Origin of the sequence: Angustibacter luteus (assembly GCF_039541115.1) — a bacterium.
GTDB lineage: Bacteria > Actinomycetota > Actinomycetes > Actinomycetales > Angustibacteraceae > Angustibacter > Angustibacter luteus.
This window is the reverse complement of record NZ_BAABFP010000008.1, coordinates 500196-521495: the sequence shown is the minus strand read 5'-3', so window position 1 is coordinate 521495 and position 21300 is coordinate 500196. Positions and strand designations below refer to the sequence as shown.

Below are 21300 nucleotides of genomic sequence, written 5' to 3'. Positions count from 1 at the left end.
GTCGAAGGAGGCGAGATGGGCAAGGCGTTGGTGACCGAGACGGCGCTGCGCGACCACGTGCACCGTCTCGGTGAGCTGCACCCGCCGATCAGTCTGGACAGCGTGGACCGCACCGTCCGGCGCCCCCACCTGGTCCTGAGCGAGTACGGCCACGTCATCGACTACCTGGCCCGGGTCGAGCTCGAGGTCGACCGCAACGTCCTGGAGCTGCTGACCCTGCTGCCGGACGCCAACCAGACCGACCGGACGTTCTACCGCGACGTCTGGCAGCCGCAGGAGACCCAGCACGGCTTGATCCTGGACCGCCTGCAGCAGGACCTGGGTCGCCCGGCCGCGGCGCCGGACACCGAGACGGTCAGCGCCAAGATCCGGGTCCTGGGCGCGCTCTCCCACCTGCGCCCGGTGCACGAGGTCACGCGACTGCTGTACTACCTGACCGGTGCGGCCACGGAGAAGTCCGCGGTGCTGGCCTACGGGCGGCTGTCCGGCGGGATGCGCCGGCTCGGTGAGCACGCCATCGCCCGCACGGTGATCGACCAGATCAAGCGGCAGGAGCCGGGCCACTTCGCCTACTACGCGCTGTCCGCGCGGTGGATGATCCAGCACCGCGTGCTGGCCCCCTGGCAAGTGCACCTGGCCCGCGTGCTGCGCCGTCGGTCGTTCGGGCTGGTCGGGGCCAACAACGAGGTGCAGCGGGCCCAGTTCGGCGAGCTCGTGCAGAGCCTGGACCTGACGGACGGCCTGCCCGCCTACGCGCACCAGATCTCCGTGGTGGAGCGCGAGCTGCTGTGGGCGGGTCAGCAGGGCATGTACGTGCCGCCGTACGTGCTCAAGGCCCTGGACGACGCGCTCGAGCTGGCCCGGTCCGGCCAGTACGCCGACCCGATCCGCACCTGACCAGTCAGGGCCAGACGCCGTCCCCGGGCGTGCGGTCCAGGGTGCCGTCGGCCCGGCACTCGCCGTCCACGTAGTCGCCGGACAGGCGCGGGTAGATCGTCGTCAGGTACGACCGGGTCTGCGCCCGGGCGGTGGCGGCGTCCGCGCCGAGAGCCACCATCACCCGCGCGTCGGCCTGGATGGCCGAGCACTCGGCGACGGCCTCGCTGCGTTGCCCGGCCAGGTGCTCCGCCTCGTGCGTCACGGTGTGTACCGCCACCACGTCGGCCATTGAGGCGGACCGCGGATCGTGCTGGTACGCCTTGACTCCCGCGCAGGTGTCCATCGACAGGAAGGCCTCGCGAGCCGGCACACCGTTCGCGTCGAACCACACGTGCCCGGACCGGCCCTGGCTGCTGAAGAAGTCGTGCATCAGGCGCTCGCAGCCGAAACCGGAGTCGTGGCCGGCCAGGACGGGTCGGACCGCGTCCGCCAGGCCGTGCTCGAAGTGCCACCAGCGCACCTCGTTGAGGGTGAAGGCGAGGGCGGGCAACGCCACCAGTGCCGGGAGCACCCGCCACGTCCGGGGCGTGCGGAACCGGCCGGCCACGAGCCAGCCGACGCTGAGCGCGACGACGGCCGCGCCGACCAGGATCCGCACCCCATCGATGTCGGCACCCCGCGGTCGTGACCTGAGCCGGTCGCGACCGGGGCCGCTGGCCGGCAGGACCTACGAGGGTAGGAAGAGCATCGAGTCCCCGAACTCGTGCCACAGGTACGACGACCGGACGGCGCTGTCGTAGGCGCGGGCGACGAGCGCCTGGCCGGCCACGGCTTCGAGCATCAGCAGGTGGCTGGCCTGCGGTGCGTGCAGCCCGGTGAGCAGCCCGGTGACGGCGCGCGGCAGGTGGTCCGGGCCGATCACGAGGTCCGTCCACCCGCTGGCGCCGCGGACCCGCCCGTCCGCCGCGACCGCGGACTCCAGCGCTCGGACGACGGTGGTGCCGACCGCGACCACCCGCCGCCCGGCACCCGTCGCGCTGCGGACCAGCCGGGCGGTGTCCGGCGGTACCTCGAAGCGTTCGGGCAGTGGCGGTTCGTGCGCCTCCTGGCTGGACACCCCGCAGTGCAGGACGATCGGGGCGATGCTCACCCCGCGAGCCATCAGCCGGACCAGCAGGTCGGCGGTGAACGGGCGCCCGGCACTGGGCATCTCCGCGCTGCCGGGCTCGCTCGCGTAGACCGTCTGGTGGTCGGCCAGGTCGTACGCCGCATCCAGGTAGCCGTACTCGATGGGGCGCCCGTGCCGGGCCAGGAACGGGCCCACGTCGAGCCCGGCGGACGGGGCCGCCCGCCACAGCCGGGACGTCGTCCGCGCCGGTTCGGGGTAGCCGTCGAGCAGCCGCAGTCGAGCGCCGCCGGGCAGACGGAGCAGGTCGCCAGCCCGTAGCGAGAGGTCCGGGCCGCTCCCGTCGGGCAACCGCGGTTCGACCACCCAGGTGCCGTCGTCCAGCGTGGTGGAGACGTGCACCCGGGCGGGTGGCCCCTCGCGTCGACGCGCGGGCAACGACGCCGGGACCGTGGCGGACGTGTTCACGACCAGCAGGTCGCCGGGCTGCAGGAGGTCAGGCAGGTCGCGGAACAGCCGGTGCCGTAGCGCGTCTGGGCGGACGTCGAGCAGGCGCACCCCGTCTCGGGCCAGGCCGCGGTGCTCTGCCGGGCTCGTGGCGTCGCTGCCCGGGCGGGGGTCGAATCGGGTCTGCGCGAGCGGGATCGCCGCCGGCGCGGGCGTGGCGCTCATGCGCTGACCTGTCGGCCGGTCTCGAGGGCGAGGTCGGCGGCGCGGTAGCGCCCACTGGGCCGGCCGGAGGTGACCAGGTCGACGAGCGTGGGGGCGACCGTGCTCGGCAGTGGTCGGTCGCTGATGTCCTGGCCGGGGAAGGCGTCCTGGTGCATCTGGGTCCGCAGGTCGCCCGGGTCGACCGCGTACACGGTCAGGTCGGGGTGCTCCACGGCCAGGACCTGGGCCACGTGGTCCAGCGCCGCCTTCGACGCGCCGTACCCGCCCCACCCCTCGTACGCCTCGACGGCGGCGTCCGAGCTGATGGCCAGGACGACGGGACGGCGGCCGTCCGGCGAAGCGGCGGTGAGCAGGCGGATCGCCTGGGCGGTCAGGGCGACCGGCGCCACGACGTTGGTTGCGAAGACCTCGTGCAGGGTGTCCGCCGGGTACACCGTCAAGGTCGGCAGGGGGCTGGCGCCGAGCGCGCTCGCGTTGTGCACCAGCAGGTCCAGGCCGCCGGCACCGGCCGCGGCGGCCACGAGCTCGGCCCGGTGCGCCGCATCGGTGACGTCCCCGGGGACGGCGGTGACGGCGTCCCCCAGGCCGGTGACGGCGGCCCGCAGCCGCTCGCCGTTGCGGGCGTCGGTGACGACGTGCCAGCCGCGGCTCACGAGCTCGCGGGTCAGCGCGAGGCCGAGGCCCTGCGACCCGCCGGTCACCAGGGCCACCCGGGAGGGAGAGGTGTTCGCTGTCTTCTCGGTCATGTTGTCGATGATGTAAGTTCAAGTGAACTTGAGGTCAAGGGGAGCGGAGGTGGCGCTGCGATGAGCTCGACGCACGACCTCCTGGTCATCGGCGAGGTGTCCCGGCGCAGTGGTCTGGCCAGCTCGGCGATCCGGTACTACGAGAGCCAGGGTCTGGTCGAGTCCGACCGGACCACCGGTGGGCAGCGCCGCTTCCACCGCTCGGTGCTGCGCCGGCTCGCGTTCGTCCGGGCGGCACAGAACGTCGGGCTCTCACTGGACGAGATCCGGGACGCGCTGGCGACGTTGCCGAGTGCCCGCACCCCGACGAAGGCGGACTGGGCGCGGCTGAGCCGTTCCTGGCAGGACCGGCTGGACGAGCAGATCGCCGCGCTGGAGCGGCTGCGTGACGGGCTGACCTCGTGCATCGGCTGCGGCTGCCTGTCGTTGCAGCGCTGCCGCCTGTCGAACCCGGACGACGTGATGCGCGAGACCGGCTCCGGGGCCCGGTACCTGCCCCCCGCGCTGCGCGGCACGAGCCTGCGGGCGACGGCGCCGCGGCAACAGCGCTAGCCGGGTCGGCCAGGATCGGCGAGGATCGCGGCATGAGCAACGAGCGCACGGCCGACGTGATCGTGATCGGGCTCGGCCCAGGTGGTGAGGACGTCGCTGGCCGGCTGGCTGAGGCCGGCCTGGACGTCGTCGGGGTCGACGAGCGACTGGTGGGCGGGGAGTGCCCCTACTGGGGCTGCATCCCGTCCAAGATGATGATCCGCGCCGCCGGGTTGCTCGCCGAAGCCCGGCGGGTCCCGAAGCTGGCCGGAGAGATCGGCTACGTCGACCCGCGGTGGGAGCTGGTGGCGGATCGGATCCGCGACGAGGCGACGGACGACTGGGACGACCAGGTGGCGGTGGACCGGCTGACCGGCAAGGGCGCCCGTTTCGTCCGCGGCCACGGCTCCATCGAGGGCCGCACCGAGGACGGTGTGCAGGTCAGCATCGACGGCGAGTCCTGGACGGCCACCAAGGGCGTCGTGGTCAACACGGGGACCACGCCGGCGATCCCCCCGGTGGAGGGCATCGGCGACGTCGACTACTGGACGAACCACGGCTTCGTGCAGGCGCGGGAGCTGCCGGACTCGCTCATCGTGCTGGGCGGCGGTGCGATCGGCTGTGAGCTGTCCCAGGTGGCGGCCCGGTTCGGCGTCCAGGTGACGGTGGTCGAGAAGGCGCCCCGCCTGCTCGCGCTCGAGGACCCTCGAGCGGGCGAGCTGGTGGCCACGGCCTTCGCCGAGGACGGGATCGACGTCCGGGTCGGGGTCGGGGCGACGCACGCCGAGCCGCACGGCGCCGGCGGGGCCGTGAAGGTGCGGCTGGACGACGGCACCGAGCTGACCGCGGACCGGCTGCTGGTTGCCAGCGGTCGGGCGGTCAACGTCCACGCGGTCGGCCTGGACACCGTGGGCATCGACCCCGACGCGCGCACCGTCCCGGTGGACGAGTGGTGCCGGGTCACCGACCGGGTCTGGGCGCTCGGCGACATCGTCGGGCACGGCGCGTTCACCCACATGTCGATGTACGAGGCCGACGTCGTCGTCCGGGACGTCCTCGGTCAGGGCGGCGCGCCGGCGCGCTACGACGCGGTCCCGCGGGTCACGTTCACCGACCCGGAGGTCGGCGCCGTCGGCCTCACTGAACGGGCCGCCCGCGAGCAGTTCGCCAACGTGCGGGTGGCGACGGTGGACCTGGGTGACACCACCCGGGGCTGGATCCACGGCCCCGGCGGCGCTGGCTTCATCACCGTCGTCGAGGACGCGGACCGCGGGGTGCTGGTCGGTGCCACCTCGGCCGGACCGACCGGTGGGGAGGTGCTCGGGTTCCTCGCGCTCGCGGTGAGCGCGCAGGTCCCGGTGCAGTCGATGATCGACATGCCCTACGCCTACCCGACGATCCACCGGGGCATCCAGGCGGCGCTGCAGCAGCTCAGCTCTGCTTCGTGACCTGAGCCCGGTAGCCGGCCAGCAACGGCAGGAAGTGCTCGTCCCAGCCAGGCCGCGGGGCGCCGTCCAGCGCGGCGCCCAGCGCGTCCAGGTAGTAGTGCCAGCCGGCCGCGTAGTCCGGTGCCGAGCGCTGGGTCAGCGCGGTGTGCTCCACGACGAGCCGGGTGCAGTCGGGGGCGAGCGGGGTGAGCCGGGCCGTGACGAGGGAGTGGCTGGATGCGTGCAGCCAGCGGGTGGCCAGAACCGTCGGCGGCTCGCAGGTGACGACCTCGAAGTCCGCGGGTCCGTCGTCGAAGTGCACGGTGACCCGGCCGCCCGGGCGCAGGTCGCCGGACACCCGGTCGAACCAGCGAGCGACGCGCTCCGGCTCGGTGATCGCGGCCCACAGGTCGTGGACGCCGGTCGGGTAGTCGCGCTGGAACCGGACCGCGGCTCCATCGCCCTCGGCCTGCAGGACACCGTCCAGGGTCTGCGACATCAGCTCGTCCTCTCGTCGTCGGCGGCCCGGCGTCCCCGGGCGACCTCGGTGCCGAGCGCGTCGAGTCGCTGGTCCCAGAACCGGCGGACGCCGCTCAGCCAGGCGTCGAGCTCGTCGAACCACTGCGGGGTCAGGGCGTACAGCCGCTGCGTGCCGCGGGCCTCGACGTGCACCAGGCCGGCCTCGCGCAGGACCCGCAGGTGCCGGGACACCGCCGGGCGGCTCACCGGGAACCGCTGCGCGATGGCGCCGGCGGGCTGGTCGCCGTGCGCCAGCAGCTCGACGATCTGACGCCGGGTGTCGTCGGCGAGGGCGGCGAGCGCTTCCATCGGACCAATGTCAGCCATCGGTTACGTAACTGTCAAGTTACTCGTCATCTCATCACAATTTGATTACCCGGTGTACTCAAGTGACTACTTTCAGGCGTCGATTGGTCCGGTGTGTGAGAGGGCAGAACGGGTCATCACCTGCGAAAACACATGGGTGTGATTCGGCGTGTCGGCTCGCATGTGATCGCCGCGTCAGAGGAAACTGACACGGGACCTGTGTGACTGGTGTTCCCTATGGGGCAACTTTCGCCTAGTCTCGGTCGAGCGCGCCTGCCTGGCGATCGCCGTCCGGCCCCAGCTGGGGCCTGACGTGAGCCTCGACCGAAGGGTCCGGATGAGTCCGCTGCACCGCATCCGCGGCACGCAGGTGCGCCGTGCCACCGCGCTCACCGCGACCGCCCTCGTGCTGGCCAGCGGGTTGACCGTGACGGCCGCCGACGGTGCCTCGGCTCGTCCCGTGTACCCCTCGGCCGACCAGGTCGCCCAGGCGAAGCAGGCCGTCTCGGCCGCCGCCACGACCGTGCACGGCCTCGAGGCCTCGCTGGCCGTGGCCTCCGCGAAGCTCGAGGCCCTCCAGGTCCAGGTGCAGGTCGCCGCCGAGGCCTACGACCAGGCCAAGGTGGAGCTCGACCACCGCACCGCCGCCGCCAAGGCCGCTCGCGCCCAGGCCGACGCCGCGCAGACGGCCGCCGACAAGGCGCAGTCGGACGTCGGCCAGCTGGCCGTCGACTCCTACTACGAGGGCGGCTCCTTCGGCGGCCTCGACGTCCTCATCGGCGCGACCACACCGCAGGAGCTGCTGCAGTCCGCCGCCAGCTACCGGATCGCCAACAACGTCGTCGAGCAGACCTTCGAGCGGGCCCGCGCCAGCCGGGTGGTCGCCACCTTGATGCGACACCAGGCCGACGCCGCGCTCGCCGAGCAGGCGGCCGCCGCAGCCAGGCTCGACGCCGCCCGGCAGGCCGTGCAGGACAAGGCCGACGCCGCCGCGCAGCAGACCGCGGCCATCTCGGCCCAGCGCCAGCAGACCATCGTCCAGCTCGCCGCCCTGCGCAAGACGTCCGTGCGGCTCGAGAGCCAGCGCCAGCAGGGCCTCGAGGCCGAGCGTCGCGCCCGCGCCGAGGCTGCCCGTCGGGCCGCCGCCGAGCGCGCGGCCCGCGCCGAACGCCGTCGCGAGGCGGCAGCCGCCGCCCGTCGCCGGGCGGCCCAGCAAGCGCACCACTCCAGCAGCGGCAGCAGCTCGGGTAGCAGCTCGGGCGGCAGCTCGGGTGGGACGTCCGGCGGGAGCTCGGGCGGTGGCTCGTCCCAGGGTTCGTCGTCCGGTGGCTCGGCCGCAGCGAGCTGGGCCCTGACCCAGCTCGGCAAGCCCTACGAGTGGGCGGCTGACGGTCCGTCCACCTACGACTGCTCCGGGTTGACCCTGCAGGCCTGGGCGCGGGCGGGCGTGTACCTGCCGCACTCCTCGGTGATGCAGTACTCCATGACCGAGCACGTGTCGTACAGCAGCCTGCGCCGCGGTGACCTGATCTTCTTCGCCACCAACACCTCGAACCCGAGCACCATCCACCACGTGGCCATCTACATCGGCGGCGGCCAGATGGTCGAGGCTCCCTACACCGGCGCGAACGTGCGGATCTCGTCGATCTACCGCTCGGACCGCATGCCCTACGCGGGCCGCCCCTGACCGCTCGCCGCGGTCAGTGCGCGGCGAAGCTGGTGCCCTTGGCCCGCTCGTAGGAGGCCAGGACCTCCGCCTCGGCCTCCGCGCGGCCGGCCCAGTGCGCGCCCTCGACGGACTTGCCGGGCTCGAGGTCCTTGTAGGTCTCGAAGAAGTGCTGGATCTCCAGCCGGTCGAACTCCGAGACGTCCTCGAGGTCCTGGATGTGCTTCAGCCGCGGGTCGCCGGCGGGCACGCAGAGCAGCTTGTCGTCCCCGCCCGCCTCGTCGCGCATGTGGAACAGGCCGATGGTGCGGGCCTTGATCAGGCAGCCCGGGAACGTCGGCTCCTCGAGCAGCACCAGCGCGTCCAGGGGGTCGCCGTCCTCGCCGAGGGTGCCCTCGACGTACCCGTAGTCGGCGGGGTAGCGGGTCGAGGTGAAGAGCATGCGGTCCAGCCGGATGCGACCGGTCTCGTGGTCCACCTCGTACTTGTTGCGCTGACCCTTGGGGATCTCGATGGTGACGTCGAACTCCACGGCCCTGCCCTCTTCCGCTCGGACTTCGGCGCGACGACTAGGGTCGCGGGTGTCCAAGTGTCCCGCACCGGGCGCGTGCCGTGCAGAGGGGGGCCTATGCGCAGGGTGAGGTGGCTGTCCGCGGCCGCCGTCGTCCTCGTGCTGGGCTACGTCGCCGCGGACGTCGCGGACGTCGCCCCCGGGCTGCTGACCCTGGACCCGGCGACGACGGGTCCGGCGCCGACCCGGCCCGCGCCGTCCGACCCGGCGCGTGAGCCGCTGCCCCCGGCGATGCCGGCGCTGGCCACCGACGCGCCGGCGCCGACCCCTGAGGGGGTGTCCCGGGTGCTCGACCCACTGCTGTCGGTCGACCAGCTCGGCCCGCAGACCTCCGCGACCGTCATCGACGCCGCCACCGGGGACGTGTTGCTCGACCAGTTCGGCACGTCGCTGCGGGTGCCCGCCTCGACGGCCAAGCTGCTGACCGGCGCCGCGACGCTGAGCACCGTCGGCGGCGCCACCACGCTCGCCACCAGGGCCGTGCAGGGCGGCAGCGCCGACGAGGTCGTGCTGGTCGGCGGCGGTGACGTCATGCTCGGCACCGGCGCGTCGAAGCTCGACCAGGTGCACGGCCACGCCGGCCTGCGCACGCTCGCCGCCCAGGTCGCCAAGGCGCTCAGCGCTGCGGGCCGCAGCCAGGTCGCCGTGCGCTTCGACGACAGCGCCTTCGCCGGTCCGACCGTCAGCCCGGGCTGGTCCGCCACCGACCTGCAGATCGGCTTCGTCGGCCACATCACGGCACTGGGCCTGGACGACGACCTGGCCGCCGTGAACCACCCCGGCCCCGCCGATCCCTCGCTCGCCGCCGGCCAGGCGTTCGCCCAGGCACTGCGCCGGCAGGGCATCACGGTCGTCGGGAACGTCGTCCGGACCCGCGCGAGCGCCGACGCGAAGGTGCTCGGCGAGGTCCGCTCGGCGCCGGTCGCGGACGTCCTCGGCGTGGCCCTGACGACCAGCAACAACACGATCGCCGAGGTGCTGGCGCGGTTGACCGCCAAGGCCATGCAGCGGCCGGCGACGTTCGAGGACTCGGCGCTCGCGGTGATGGACCAGGTGCAACGGCTCGGCGTGGACGTCGGCGGGTCACACCTCACGGACGGCAGCGGACTGGCCGCCGGCAGTGCGGTCACCAGCCAGGTGCTCACCGACCTGCTGGTGCTCGCGTCCGGCGGCAGCACCCCGGCGCTGCGGCCGTTGCTGGCGGGTCTGCCGGTCTCGGGCTTCACGGGCACCCTGGCGGAGCGGTTCGACCGGCCCCTGACCCAGGACGCCGCAGGCACCGTTCGCGCCAAGACAGGGACCCTGACCGGGGTCAACAGCCTCGCCGGCACGACCGTGGACGCCGACGGCCGGCTGCTCGTCTTCGCCGTGATGAGCGACCGGGTGCCGGTCGGCGGCACGACTCTGGCTCGCCGAGCGTCGGACAGGGTGGCGGCGGCACTGACCGCTTGCGGCTGCCGATAGCCCGCCGCCAGGAGAGGATGCCCGGATGAGCGAGGAGCTGCTGGACCGACTGGTGGACTGGGACCTGGCCGCCGCGACCGCGCGACGGCTGGCCGGCACCGGGCCGGTGGTCGAGCCGGACGAGGCCGCCGCGGTGGTCGCCGAGCTGCGCCGCTGCGCGGTCGAGTCCCGCGGGCACGTCGAGGCGATCACCGGCCTCAGTGCCCCGGACGACGACCCCGTGGTCCTCGTGGTGGACCGCGCCCGCTGGGTGGAGGCGAACCTGCGCACGCTGCGGGCCATGCTGCTGCCCGTCGTGGACAAGATGGCGGCGCACCGGCGGACCAGCGGTACCGGGGTCTTCGCGACGGTCGGCGGCAAGGTCACCGGCGCCGAGGCCGGCGGGCTGCTGGCCTTCCTGTCCGGCAAGGTGCTGGGCCAGTACGACATCGCGCCAGGGGCGACGCCGCGGCTGCTGCTGGTCGCGCCGAACCTGGTGAACGTCGAGCGCCAGATGGGCGTCGACCCCTCCGACTTCCGCCTCTGGGTGTGCCTGCACGAGGAGACGCACCGGGTGCAGTTCACCGCGGTGCCCTGGCTGCGCCAGCACCTGATCGAGCAGGCCACGTCGCTGGCCGGTGACCTGGCCCCGGACCCGGCGAGCCTGGTCAGCACGCTCGAGGACGCCGCCCGCCGGCTGCCGGAGGTGCTGCGCGGCGAGGGCGGATCGCTGATCGACCTGTTCGCCGGGCCGGAGCAGCGCGAGCGGCTGCGCGGGATCACGGCCACCATGTCGCTGCTCGAGGGGCACGCGGACGTCGTGATGGACGAGGTCGGACCCTCGGTGGTGCCCAGCGTGGCCACGATCCGGGCCCGGTTCACCGCCCGTCGCGCCGGGGTCGACCCCTTCGACCGGCTGCTGCGCCGCCTGCTCGGGCTCGAGGACAAGATGCGCCAGTACCGGGACGGCGCCTCGTTCGTGCGCGGCGTGGTCGACAAGGTCGGCATGGACGGCTTCAACGCGGTCTGGACGTCGCCGGAGACCTTGCCGTCGCCGCAGGAGGTGGCCGACCCCGCCGCCTGGGTGGCCCGCGTCCGCCCCTGACGTTGATCACGTTCAGTGGGTGCAGACCCGCTTCCCGAGGTGAACGACCCTCGACAAGTGGACGTAACCCTCGACATGTTCGCCCGCCGCGCGCCCGCCCTACGCTGAGCCCGTGACCGGACCCGACCGCGCGGTGGCCGACGTCCGGGTGGCCGTGCGCCGCTCGCTCGCCGACCTGGACGACGGCGACCTCGTGCTCGTCGCGGTCAGCGGCGGAGCCGACTCGCTCGCGCTCGCGGCGGCCACCGCCTTCGTCGGACCGCGACGGCACCTGCGGGTCGGAGCCGTCCTGGTCGACCACGGCCTGCAGGCCGGCTCGGCGGACGTCGGCGAGCGGGCCGCCGCCACCTGCCGCGGGCTGGGACTCGACCCGGTGCACGTCGTGCGGGTCGACGTCCCGGACGACGGCACCGGGCCCGAGGCGGCCGCGCGTAGCGCGCGCTACGAGGCCCTGGAGAAGGTGGCGGCGCAGACCGGTGCCCGCGCCGTCCTGCTCGGGCACACCCGCGACGACCAGGCCGAGACGGTGCTGCTCGGACTGGCCCGCGGGTCCGGCACCCGCTCGCTGGCCGGCATGGCCGAGCGCCGGGGGGTGCTGCGCCGCCCGCTGCTGGACGTCGACCGGGCCACCACCGCCCGTGCCTGCGGCGTCCTCGACCTCGACCCCTGGCAGGACCCGCACAACGACGATCCCCGGTACGCCCGGGTGCGCGCGCGCCGGCTGCTCCCCGAGCTCGAGGCCGCGCTGGGGCCCGGCGTGCTGGATGCCCTGGCCCGGACGGCGGCCCTGGCCCGGGCGGACGCCGACCTGCTCGACGACCTGGCTGACCAGGCGCTGCGCACCGCGAGCCAGCCGGACGACGCGCAGGGCCTCGACGTCGCCGCGCTGGCCGACCTGCCCGCTGCCCTGCGGGGTCGGGTGCTGCGCCGCGCGGCGGTCGCGGCGGGCGCACTGGACGGGCGGCTGTCCGCCACGCACGTCGCGGCGATGGAGGCGCTGGTCACCCGGTGGCGCGGGCAGGGCGTGGTGGCGCTGCCCGGGGGCGTCGGGGCGGTCCGGCGGTGTGGCAGGCTGCTCCTCGTGGACCACACGGACATGGGCGACGACCTTGCCTCGGTGATGCTGACCGAGGCGCAGATCCAGGACCGGCTGCGCGAGCTGGCGGCGGAGATCGACGCCGACTACGCCGGGCAGGACCTGCTGCTCGTCGGCGTGCTCAAGGGTGCGGTCATGGTCATGGCCGACCTGGCCCGGGCGCTGCACCACCCGGCCGAGATGGACTGGATGGCCGTGTCGTCGTACGGCTCGGGCACGAAGTCCTCGGGCGTCGTGCGGATCCTCAAGGACCTCGACCGCGACATCACCGGCCGCAACGTGCTCATCGTCGAGGACATCGTCGACTCGGGCCTGACCCTGTCGTGGCTGCAGTCCAACCTGCGTTCGCGCGGCCCGGCGTCCGTGAGCATCTGCACCCTGCTGCGCAAGCCCGCGGCGGCCAAGGTCGAGGTCGAGGTCCGGTACGTGGGCTTCGACATCGACCCTGAGTTCGTCGTCGGCTACGGCCTGGACTACGCGGAGAAGTACCGCAACCTGCCCTTCGTGGGCACGCTCGCGCCGCACGTGTACTCCTGAGCGCCCGCTGATCGGCCGGAACACCGCACCCCGCTCGCGCGTTGACCCCACGTGTACCGCCGTCCGGGAAGACGTGTACGGCGGTGTACGGTCATGACCAGGTCGTGGACCACGTGATCGGGCGGATCGCCGCCTGATCAGCACGAGTCGATCGAGCAGGAGGATGGGGTCCTAGACCCCGAAACCATGGACGTCAAGCGCATCCTGCGCGGCCCGCTGGTGTGGGTCGTTCTCATCGTGCTGATCGGGCTGTCCGTGCTGCGGCTCGGCTCCCTCGGCCAGTCCTTCCAGCGCATCGACACCAGCTCCGCGCTGACCCTGATCTCCGAGGGCAAGGCCGACAAGGTCAAGCTCGTCGACGGCGACCAGCGGATCGACATCACGCTCAAGGACGGCCAGAAGTTCACCGGGGACGGCGTCAAGGACGCCACCCGCGTGCAGGCCTTCTACATCCAGCCGCGCGGCGAGCAGGTCGTCGACACCGTCAACGCCGCCGCCAAGGCGAACCAGCTGCCGGGTGGCTTCGACGACTCGAACCCGCAGCCGGGCTGGCTCTCGTCCCTGCTGGTCTCGATCTTCCCGATCATCATCATCCTCGGCCTGTTCTGGTTCCTGATGAGCCAGGCTCAGGGCGGCGGCAACCGGGTGATGAGCTTCGGCAAGTCCCGGGCCAAGATGGTCAGCAAGGAAGCGCCGAAGATCACCTTCGCGGACGTCGCGGGCGTGGACGAGGCGGTCGAGGAGCTCCAGGAGATCAAGGAGTTCCTGGCCGAGCCCGCCAAGTTCCAGGCGGTCGGCGCGAAGATCCCCAAGGGTGTGCTGCTCTACGGCCAGCCCGGTACGGGCAAGACGCTGCTCGCCCGGGCGGTCGCCGGCGAGGCCGGCGTCCCGTTCTTCACGATCTCCGGCTCCGACTTCGTCGAGATGTTCGTCGGTGTCGGTGCCAGTCGCGTGCGTGACCTGTTCGAGCAGGCGAAGACCAACGCGCCCGCGATCATCTTCGTCGACGAGATCGACGCCGTCGGTCGCCACCGCGGCGCCGGCCTGGGCGGCGGTCACGACGAGCGCGAGCAGACCCTGAACCAGCTGCTGGTCGAGATGGACGGCTTCGACGTCAAGACGAACGTCATCCTGATCGCGGCCACCAACCGGCCCGACATCCTCGACCCCGCCCTGCTGCGCCCAGGTCGCTTCGACCGGCAGATCGCCGTGGACGCCCCGGACAAGAAGGGTCGCCACCAGATCCTGACGGTGCACGCCAAGGGCAAGCCGATGGCGCCGGATGTCGACATCGAGGCCGTCGCGCGCCGGACCCCCGGGTTCACCGGTGCCGACCTGGCCAACGTGCTCAACGAGGCCGCGCTGCTCACCGCGCGCACCAACGCGAAGTTCATCGACGACGCCGCGATCGACGAGGCCGTCGACCGCGTGGTCGCCGGGCCGCAGAAGCGCACCCGGATGATGAACGAGAAGGAGAAGAAGATCACGGCGTACCACGAAGGTGGGCACGCCCTGGTCGCCGCGGCGATGCGGCACACCGACCCGGTCGCCAAGATCACGATCCTGCCGCGCGGTCGCGCCCTGGGGTACACGATGGTGCTGCCGGTCGACGACAAGTACTCGACGACGCGCAACGAGCTGCTCGACCAGCTCGCCTACGCGCTCGGCGGCCGCGTCGCCGAGGAGCTGATCTTCCACGACCCGACGACGGGCGCCTCGAACGACATCGAGAAGGCCACGGGTCTCGCGCGGCGCATGGTCACGCAGTTCGGCATGAGCGAGCGCATCGGCGCCATCAAGCTGGGCGCCGAGAGCGGCGAGGTCTTCATGGGCCGCGACATGGGCCACGGACGCGACTACTCCGAAGAGGTCGCGGGCATCGTCGACGAGGAGGTGCGTCGCCTGATCGAGGCCGCGCACGACGAGGCCTGGAACGTGCTGGTGGAGAACCGCGACGTCCTGGACGACCTCGTGCAGAAGCTGTTCGAGAAGGAGACGCTCGGCGGCAAGGAGCTGCTGCAGATCTTCGCCGACGTGCGCAAGTCCCCCGAGCGCCCGATCTGGCTGTCCAGCGAGCGACGCCCGATCAGCAACGTGCCGCCGATCCTGACGCCGAACGAGGTCAAGGCGGCCAGCAACGGGCACGCCGTGCAGGACGACCGTGAGCACCCGCCAGCCGCCGTGGTCGAGGTGCCCGAGGGCGGCGCCGTCGACCCCAGCGCCTGACGCCCGGAGCACCAGGTGATCGACCAGCCGCGAGCCGAAGCAGCCGTGCGTGAGCTGCTGCTGTCGATCGGGGAGGACCCGGACCGCGAGGGCCTCAAGGACACCCCGGCCCGGGTGGCGCGCTCGTTCAGCGAGATCTACGCGGGCATGGACCAGCGCGCCGAGGACGTCCTGACGACGACCTTCAACATCGGTCACGACGAGCTGGTGCTGGTGCGCGACATCGACGTGTACTCGATGTGCGAGCACCACCTGGTGCCGTTCCACGGGCAGGCGCACGTCGGCTACATCCCCGCGAAGGACGGCCGGGTCACCGGGCTCTCGAAGCTCGCCCGGCTGGTCGACGTCTACGCTCGCCGGCCGCAGATCCAGGAGCGGCTGACGAGCCAGATCGCCGACGCCCTGGTCGAGCACCTCGAGCCGCGCGGCGTGCTGGTGGTCATCGAGTGCGAGCACCTGTGCATGGCGATGCGGGGAGTGCGCCGCCCGGACACCCGCACGATCACCTCCGCGGTGCGCGGGCAGCTGCGGGACGTCGCCACGCGCGCCGAGGCGATGAGCCTGCTCCGGGGTCGCTGACGTGCCGGCCGAGACGGTCGTCGCCGGTCTGCCCGAGGCGTTGCGGGACACCGCCCGCACACGGTGCCTGGTCATGGGTGTCGTCAACGTGACCCCGGACTCGTTCAGCGACGGTGGGCTGTGGCTCGACGCCGGTGCCGCCGTCCAGCACGGTCGGGACCTGGTCGCCCAGGGCGCCGACCTGGTGGACGTGGGTGGCGAGTCGACCCGACCCGGCGCCGAGCGGGTGGACGTCGACGAGGAGCTGCGCCGGGTGCTGCCGGTGGTCGCCGCACTGGCGACGGAAGGTCATCTGGTGTCGGTCGACACCATGCGCGCCGAGGTGGCTCGGCAGGCGCTCGACGCCGGCGCGGTGATGGTCAACGACGTGAGCGGCGGGCTGGCCGACGAGGCGATGGCGGGGGTCGTGGCGGCTTCCGGCGCGCCGTTCGTTGTCATGCACTGGCGCGGCCACTCAGCGACCATGAACGCGCTGGCGCAGTACGACGACGTGGTCACGGACGTCGTGCGCGAGCTGGGTGGTCGGATCGACGCCCTGGTGGACGCCGGGGTGGCCCCGGAGCAGCTCGTGCTCGACCCGGGACTGGGGTTCGCCAAGCAGGCCGAGCACAACTGGGCGGTACTGGCTCGCTTGGACGAGCTGGCCGTGCTGGGGCGGCCGCTGCTGGTCGGCGCGTCCCGCAAGCGGTTCCTGGGCTCCTTGCTGTCCGAGCCGGACGGCGAGCCGCGGGCCGTGCCGGAGCGCGAGGCCGCGACCGTCGCGACCACCGTGATCGCGGCGATGGCCGGCTCCTGGTGCGTTCGCGTGCACGACGTCCCGGGCAACGCCGATGCGGTCCGCGTCGTGCAGGCCACCAGGTCGGGAGCACCGGGCATGGCCGTGAGCGCGGGGAGGCACCGGTGAGTGGGGTCGGCCCGGACGCCGGACCGGTGCTGGACGCCGACGGGAGACCGCTGGATCGCGTTGCGCTGCATGGGCTGCGGGCCCGCGGGCGGCACGGGGTGCTCGACTTCGAGAAGGCGCTCGGCCAGGACTTCGTCGTCGACGTCGTGCTGCACCTGGACGTTCGGCCGGCGGCGGCGGGCGACGACCTGACCCGGACCGTGCACTACGGCGAGCTGGCCGAGCAGGTCGTGGCCGTGGTCGCGGGCGAGCCGGTGGAGCTGGTCGAGACGCTGGCAGAGCGGATCGCGCTGGTCGCGCTGGCCTCGCCGCTGGTGGTGGCCGCCGACGTCACGGTGCACAAGCCGCAGGCGCCCGTGACGGTGCCGTTCGACGACGTGACCGTGTCCGTGCGGCGGTGGCAGTCGTGAGCCCCCTCGTGGGCCCGGTCGGCGGTGACGTCGAGGTGGTGCTGGCGCTCGGCGCCAATCTGGGCGACCGGGAGGGCACGCTGCGCGCCGCCCTGGCCGAGCTGGACGAGACGGAAGGCGTTGCGGTGCAAGGTGTTTCGCCGCTGGTCGAGACCGACCCGGTGGGCGGTCCGGAGCAGCCCGACTACCTCAACCTGGTGGCGACGGCGCGGACGTCCCTCGGGCCGTTCGAGCTGCTCGACGTCTGCCACGAGGTCGAGCGCCAGCACGGTCGCGAACGCGAGGTCCGTTGGGGTGCACGGACGCTGGACGTGGATGTCATCGCCTACGGACGCCCGGGGTCGACGTCCGAGGTGGTCAGTGCCGACCCGGCGCTCACCTTGCCGCACCCGAGGGCGCACGAGCGGGCGTTCGTGCTGTCGCCCTGGTCCCAGCTCGTGCCGGACGCGCAGCTGAGGCTGCCGGACGGGAGCGTGCGGCCCGTGGCCGACCTGCTCGCCGAGGCGGCCGACCGGGACGGGGTGAGGTCGTGCTGAAGCCGACCCGGACGCTGCCGCTGGTCGCGATCGCCGTCGGGGTGGCGGTGGTGGCATGGATCGTCCTGCGGCTGTGGATGTCCGGCGGTCACGAGCTGCCCGGCCTGCCCTGGACGGCGCCGGGCGTCATGGTGCTGCTGGCCGGTGTCGTCCTGGCCTTCGGCTGGCCGGTGCGGCAGTGGACCAGGGGCAGCCGGCTGCGCCCGCTGGACCCGCTGCGCGCGGCCCGCACCGTCGTCCTGGCTAAGGCGTCCCAGTACTGCGGGGCGCTGCTGTCCGGGTGGTACGCGGCCCAGGTCCTCGCCCTGCTGCCCACGCTGGACGTCGAGCCGCGCCGCTCACTGGCGGTCCGGGCCGGCATCGCCCTGCTCTGTGCGGTCGGCCTCTGGGTGGTCGGCTGGCTCGTCGAGCGCTGGTGCCGGGTGGACCGCTCGGACGAGGACGAGCACAGCGGCGCCGACGTCGCCTAGCGCACCGGCCTAGCCTGGCCACATGGGTACCTTCATCAAGTCCGTGACGTTCGACTGCGCCGACGCGATGCTGATGGCGACGTTCTGGGCCGCGGCCCTGGGTTCGGACGTCGACGAGGAGTCGACGAGCGAGCGCGCGTTCGTCGAGCCGGCGGGCTGGGGTGGGCCGAGCCTGTGGTTCGCCGCCGTGCCGGAGCCCAAGATCGCGAAGAACCGGATGCACTTCGACCTCCGCGCACCGGGACGGGTCGAGGACGAGGTCGCCCGGCTGGCCCTGCTCGGTGCCATCGTGCTGCGGCCGGGGGACGACCTGGTCGTCATGGCCGACCCCGAGGGCAACGAGTTCTGCGTAGAGTGACCGACCAGTGAGCGAGGCGATGGCGGGCCGAGCCTGGATCGGCGTGGCGGACGGCGGGGTCGTGCTCGCGCGTCCGTCGGCGTCCGGCGCCGACGAGCTGCTCGTGGACCGGCCCGCGGGCTTCCGCTATCGCAGCCCCGAACCCGCTGTCTGGCGGGACGGTGTGCCGGTGCTGGACGGCGTCGTGCTGCGACCGGTCTCGGCGCATCCGTCGCGGATGGCCGGGCTCAGCGGCTGGTACGGCGACGACGACCGGCAGGTGCTGCTGACCCAGGTCCCCGAGCCGTACTTCGGTGAGCCGATGGTGCTGCTGGCCGAGGGTGACCGGGTCACCCGGGCCTACCCGTTGGGCGAGAACGCCTTCCTGACCGAGGACGCGGTCTTCCTCGAGGTCGCGGACGACCAGCTGCACCTCACCGGGCCCTCGGCTGCCGCCACCCTGGCCCGGACGTCACGCTGGCACGAGCGTGCAGTCGGCTTCGAGGTCGCCGGCGCGACGTACGCCGGCACCGTCGTCCTCCCGGCCGGTCCCGGACCGCACCCGGCCGCCGTCGTCCTGCACGGTGCGGCTGGTGGGCAGCGGGACTTCTGCCGGATTCAGTCCTGGGCCCTGCTGCGCGCCGGGGTCGGCGTGCTGAACTACGACAAGGCCGGGCACGGCGACTCGGGTGGTCCGCCGGACCCGTCGATCTACGACCAGGCCGACGCGGCCGAGGCCGCCATGCAGGTGCTGTCCGACCAGCCGGACGTCGACCCGGCGCGGATCGGCCTGGCCGGCTTCTCGAACGGCATGTGGTCCGTGCCGATGGTCGCCGCCCGGCGTCCGGCCGCGTTCGTCGTCGGGGCCGGATCACCCGGAGTCAGCATGGCGGAGTCGGAGGTGCACCGGCGCACGAAGGTGCTGCGGGACGTCGGCGTCAGCGAGCCGACGCTGGTGGCCGTGGCGCAGGCCTGGCGGAGCCTGTTCGCGATCGTCGCGGGTGGCCCGACCGACGAGCTGACCGGGCGCTTGGGTGCGGCCCTGGACGACGTCGCCGCCGCGCCGGACCTGGACCGCTACGAGGTGCCGGGGTACGTGGCGCAGAACCCGATGCTCTCGCCGATCCCGCCGCTGGTGCCGGTCGACGAGCTGGTGCCGATGCTGGCAGGTGAGCGCGACCCGCAGCTGGCGTACGACCCGGCGGACGACTACGCGCGGATCGGCTGCCCGGTGTTCCTGCAGTACGGCGAGGTCGACACGAGCGTGCCGGTGGACGTCTCCATCGCCCGCATCACCGAAGCCGTACGCTCCGCCGGCCAGTCGTTGACCGTCCGGGTCTACCCCGAGCTCGAGCACATGCTGAACGTCGTCTCCACCCGGGTGGTCGGGCTCACCGCCGAGGACGCGATGTACCAGTACCACGACTTCACGTTCGGCGCCGGCACGTGGGCCGACCTGACGATCTGGTTGTCGGAGAACGTCTTTCGCGAGGTCAGCGGCTGAAGCGCACGCCGCCGATCCTCAGGGCCGGTGCGAGGTCCGCCACCTGCGCGTCTCGCGAGCTCACCGGCTGCAGGCCCAGGGCTCGCTCGATGCTGGCCATGATCGAGGTCGTGTCGTAGCTCGTGTGGTCGACCCCCGAGTGCCGGAACGCGGCACCCAGGACCAGAGCCGGGATGCGCGTGCCCGGACCGAACGAGTCGTGCGTCCCAGGGGTGCTGCTGCCCGGGCCGGGCGGCGACACGTGGTCCCACTGCCCGCCGAACTCGTCGTACGTCACCACGATCACGGTGTGCTTGGCCTGCGGGCCGCGCTGGACCGCCTTGATCAGGTCGACGAGGTGGTCGCTGCCGTCCGGCTCGCTGGCGTAGCCGGGGTGCTCGTTCTCCGCGCCGTAGGGCTTGACGAAGCTGACCGTCGGGAGCCTCCCCTTCTTGGCCGCGGCGACGAACTTCGTCTCGTCCTGCAGGTGTGCCCGCCCGGGCTGGCCCGGCGCGTACGCGGCGAAGTAGTTGAACGGTTGGTGGTGGTACTGGAACAACGGTCCGGGGTGGCCGGCCTCCGCGTCGTCCCACCCGCCGGAGTACCAGGCCCAGCTGACGTTCGCGGCCGAGAGCCGGTCACCGATGTTCGGGTAAGTCGCGTTGTCCACCAGCGGGATCTTCGCCCCGCTGCCGAACGGCGGCGATGCGGGCTGCACGGTGTTGACGGCGTAGTTGCCGCACGCCTTGGCGAAGTCAGCCGTCGAACCATCTCGGCAGGACTGCGTCAGCTGGCTGTCCTTCACCGGGCCCACCGGTGTGTACAGGGGGTACGTGTTGGGCATGCCGTTGGCATCCACCACCGAGTTCGCGGCGCCACCGAACGTCCCACCGCTGGTGTCGACGGGTGCTCGGGCGGCGATGAGGTACTGGTGGTTCAGGAACGAACCGCCGAAGGCGCCCTGGAAGAACCGGTCCGCCACGACGTAGTTCGGCGCGCCGCGGCTGTGCAGGTACGTCCAGATCGGCAGGGACGTCGTGGCGTAGGTCCCCATCGTCAGGCCGACGGCGTCGCTGCCGGTGACGTACCGGTTCTGCCGGCCACCGTTCAGCTGGTACTGCTCCTGGTAGAAGCGGTGCACGAGGTCCCGGGTGCAGCCGCCGGGCAGGCCGGACCCCTTCAGCACGCCGTTGGGAGCGGACTGGCCGGGCGCCGGGCAGGTGGTGTCGGTGGGGCCGATGACGTCGTCGATCGTCCAGGGGCCGTTCGCGAACGCGCTCTGCGGAACGCCGTGCGCCGGGTCGTGGCACCAGCCGTCCAGCGGTGGTGCGGTGAGGTTGACGTCGACCTGCCGGAGGCAGCCGTACGCCGTCCCGTCCTGGGCGACCTGGGTCCGGTGCTGCGCGGTGGCGCCGGCCAAGCCGTCGACCTGCTGCCCGCCGACCGGCCCCCAGCTGCCGAAGAGGTTGTCGAAGCTGTGGTTCTCCTGGTAGATCACGACCAGGTTCGTGATCTTGGCGCCGCCACCTCCGTGGTGGCCGTCGGTGCCGAACGCCGAGGCGATCGGCAGGCTCGCGCCGGCCAGGACCAGCGCCGTGGCGGCGCCCAGGACGAGGTGCCGGCCGTGGGCACGGGGGATCAGGCGGAACATGGGAGTCCTCCTCGCGGTAACGGACGAGTGTGGCGAAGGACCAAGTGCTCTGGCCGGTGTCACACGAGGGGTCGTCCCGG

General features: G+C 72.8%; 22 protein-coding genes and 1 pseudogene. 16 read left to right on the top strand and 7 right to left on the bottom strand.

Annotated elements, in window-relative coordinates; genetic code table 11:
* Positions 1-15 precede the first annotated feature (15 nt).
* Positions 16-897: a GTP-binding protein LepA gene (locus tag ABEB17_RS19450; RefSeq protein ID WP_345718400.1), complete on the top strand. Its 882-nt coding sequence runs from the start codon at positions 16-18 to the stop codon at positions 895-897.
* A gap of 4 nt (positions 898-901) precedes the next feature.
* Here ABEB17_RS19450 and ABEB17_RS19445 read toward each other — a convergent pair whose 3' ends face one another.
* The 3 genes from ABEB17_RS19445 to ABEB17_RS19435 form a co-directional block, all read right to left on the bottom strand.
* Positions 902-1537, bottom strand: coding sequence for a hypothetical protein (locus ABEB17_RS19445; RefSeq protein WP_345718399.1), 636 nt, complete (start codon positions 1535-1537; stop codon positions 902-904).
* Between the two features lie 69 nt (positions 1538-1606).
* A complete protein-coding gene (locus ABEB17_RS19440) occupies positions 1607-2677 on the bottom strand; it encodes an S-adenosylmethionine:tRNA ribosyltransferase-isomerase (RefSeq protein ID WP_345718398.1) in 1071 nt (356 codons plus the stop codon).
* Positions 2674-3423, bottom strand: a complete 750-nt coding sequence (locus ABEB17_RS19435; RefSeq protein ID WP_345718397.1) for an SDR family NAD(P)-dependent oxidoreductase — start codon at positions 3421-3423, stop codon at positions 2674-2676. Before ABEB17_RS19435 ends, ABEB17_RS19440 begins: the two co-directional genes overlap by 4 nt.
* Before the next feature lie 60 nt (positions 3424-3483).
* Between ABEB17_RS19435 and soxR the strand changes: the two genes are divergently transcribed.
* Together soxR and ABEB17_RS19425 are read left to right on the top strand one after the other, a co-directional pair.
* Entirely contained in the window at positions 3484-3975 is a 492-nt protein-coding gene (soxR, locus tag ABEB17_RS19430; RefSeq protein WP_345718396.1) for a redox-sensitive transcriptional activator SoxR, read from the top strand.
* Positions 3976-4007: 32 nt separating this feature from the next.
* Positions 4008-5402: a dihydrolipoyl dehydrogenase family protein gene (locus tag ABEB17_RS19425; RefSeq protein WP_345718395.1), complete on the top strand. Its 1395-nt coding sequence runs from the start codon at positions 4008-4010 to the stop codon at positions 5400-5402.
* Here the strand turns inward: ABEB17_RS19425 and ABEB17_RS19420 are convergent.
* Together ABEB17_RS19420 and ABEB17_RS19415 are read right to left on the bottom strand one after the other, a co-directional pair.
* Positions 5386-5880, bottom strand: a complete 495-nt coding sequence (locus ABEB17_RS19420) for an SRPBCC family protein (protein ID WP_345718394.1) — start codon at positions 5878-5880, stop codon at positions 5386-5388. The two genes, ABEB17_RS19425 and ABEB17_RS19420, sit on opposite strands and share 17 nt — an antisense overlap.
* Entirely contained in the window at positions 5880-6209 is a 330-nt protein-coding gene (locus ABEB17_RS19415) for an ArsR/SmtB family transcription factor (RefSeq protein ID WP_345718393.1), read from the bottom strand. Before ABEB17_RS19415 ends, ABEB17_RS19420 begins: the two co-directional genes overlap by 1 nt.
* A 334-nt stretch (positions 6210-6543) precedes the next feature.
* On the opposite strand from ABEB17_RS19415, the gene ABEB17_RS19410 reads away from it, so the two are divergent.
* Entirely contained in the window at positions 6544-7893 is a 1350-nt protein-coding gene (locus ABEB17_RS19410) for a C40 family peptidase (protein ID WP_345718392.1), read from the top strand.
* 13 nt (positions 7894-7906) lie between these two features.
* Here the strand turns inward: ABEB17_RS19410 and ABEB17_RS19405 are convergent, their stop codons facing one another.
* Positions 7907-8404, bottom strand: a complete 498-nt coding sequence (locus tag ABEB17_RS19405) for an inorganic diphosphatase (RefSeq protein WP_345718391.1) — start codon at positions 8402-8404, stop codon at positions 7907-7909.
* A 96-nt stretch (positions 8405-8500) separates the two neighbouring features.
* On the opposite strand from ABEB17_RS19405, the gene dacB reads away from it, so the two are divergent.
* The 12 genes and pseudogenes from dacB (at position 8501) to ABEB17_RS19350 (ending at position 19590) form a co-directional block, all read left to right on the top strand.
* Entirely contained in the window at positions 8501-9907 is a 1407-nt protein-coding gene (gene dacB / locus ABEB17_RS19400) for a D-alanyl-D-alanine carboxypeptidase/D-alanyl-D-alanine endopeptidase (RefSeq protein ID WP_345718390.1), read from the top strand.
* 25 nt (positions 9908-9932) lie between these two features.
* The gene (locus ABEB17_RS19395; RefSeq protein WP_345718389.1) at positions 9933-10991 is read left to right on the top strand and encodes a zinc-dependent metalloprotease; all 1059 of its coding nucleotides are present in this window, start codon (positions 9933-9935) and stop codon (positions 10989-10991) included.
* A 112-nt stretch (positions 10992-11103) separates the two neighbouring features.
* A pseudogene (gene tilS / locus ABEB17_RS20050) lies at positions 11104-12069 on the top strand (tRNA lysidine(34) synthetase TilS); the annotation flags it as partial.
* A gap of 18 nt (positions 12070-12087) precedes the next feature.
* The gene (hpt, locus tag ABEB17_RS20045) at positions 12088-12624 is read left to right on the top strand and encodes a hypoxanthine phosphoribosyltransferase (RefSeq protein ID WP_378227032.1); all 537 of its coding nucleotides are present in this window, start codon (positions 12088-12090) and stop codon (positions 12622-12624) included.
* Positions 12625-12810: 186 nt separating this feature from the next.
* A complete protein-coding gene (gene ftsH / locus ABEB17_RS19385) occupies positions 12811-14850 on the top strand; it encodes an ATP-dependent zinc metalloprotease FtsH (RefSeq protein ID WP_345718387.1) in 2040 nt (679 codons plus the stop codon).
* 15 nt (positions 14851-14865) lie between these two features.
* Complete coding sequence (gene folE, locus ABEB17_RS19380) at positions 14866-15429, top strand: GTP cyclohydrolase I FolE (protein ID WP_345718386.1); 564 nt, start codon at positions 14866-14868, stop codon at positions 15427-15429.
* Positions 15430-15502: 73 nt separating this feature from the next.
* Positions 15503-16333 carry a dihydropteroate synthase gene (gene folP / locus ABEB17_RS19375; RefSeq protein ID WP_345718510.1) on the top strand — a complete coding sequence of 277 codons (831 nt, stop codon included), beginning with the start codon at positions 15503-15505 and terminating at the stop codon, positions 16331-16333.
* Between the two features lie 50 nt (positions 16334-16383).
* Entirely contained in the window at positions 16384-16743 is a 360-nt protein-coding gene (folB, locus tag ABEB17_RS19370) for a dihydroneopterin aldolase (protein ID WP_345718509.1), read from the top strand.
* The gene (folK, locus tag ABEB17_RS19365; protein ID WP_345718385.1) at positions 16740-17279 is read left to right on the top strand and encodes a 2-amino-4-hydroxy-6-hydroxymethyldihydropteridine diphosphokinase; all 540 of its coding nucleotides are present in this window, start codon (positions 16740-16742) and stop codon (positions 17277-17279) included. Before folB ends, folK begins: the two co-directional genes overlap by 4 nt.
* Positions 17273-17749, top strand: coding sequence for a DUF3180 domain-containing protein (locus tag ABEB17_RS19360; protein ID WP_345718384.1), 477 nt, complete (start codon positions 17273-17275; stop codon positions 17747-17749). Before folK ends, ABEB17_RS19360 begins: the two co-directional genes overlap by 7 nt.
* A 22-nt stretch (positions 17750-17771) precedes the next feature.
* Positions 17772-18107, top strand: coding sequence for a VOC family protein (locus ABEB17_RS19355; RefSeq protein ID WP_345718383.1), 336 nt, complete (start codon positions 17772-17774; stop codon positions 18105-18107).
* 7 nt (positions 18108-18114) lie between these two features.
* On the top strand, positions 18115-19590 hold the full coding sequence (locus tag ABEB17_RS19350; RefSeq protein ID WP_345718382.1) for an alpha/beta hydrolase family protein: 1476 nt from the start codon (positions 18115-18117) through the stop codon (positions 19588-19590).
* Here ABEB17_RS19350 and ABEB17_RS19345 read toward each other — a convergent pair.
* Positions 19580-21220 (bottom strand): alkaline phosphatase family protein, encoded by a 1641-nt coding sequence (locus ABEB17_RS19345; protein ID WP_345718381.1) that lies wholly within the window; start codon positions 21218-21220, stop codon positions 19580-19582. The two genes, ABEB17_RS19350 and ABEB17_RS19345, sit on opposite strands and share 11 nt — an antisense overlap.
* Positions 21221-21300 lie beyond the last annotated feature (80 nt).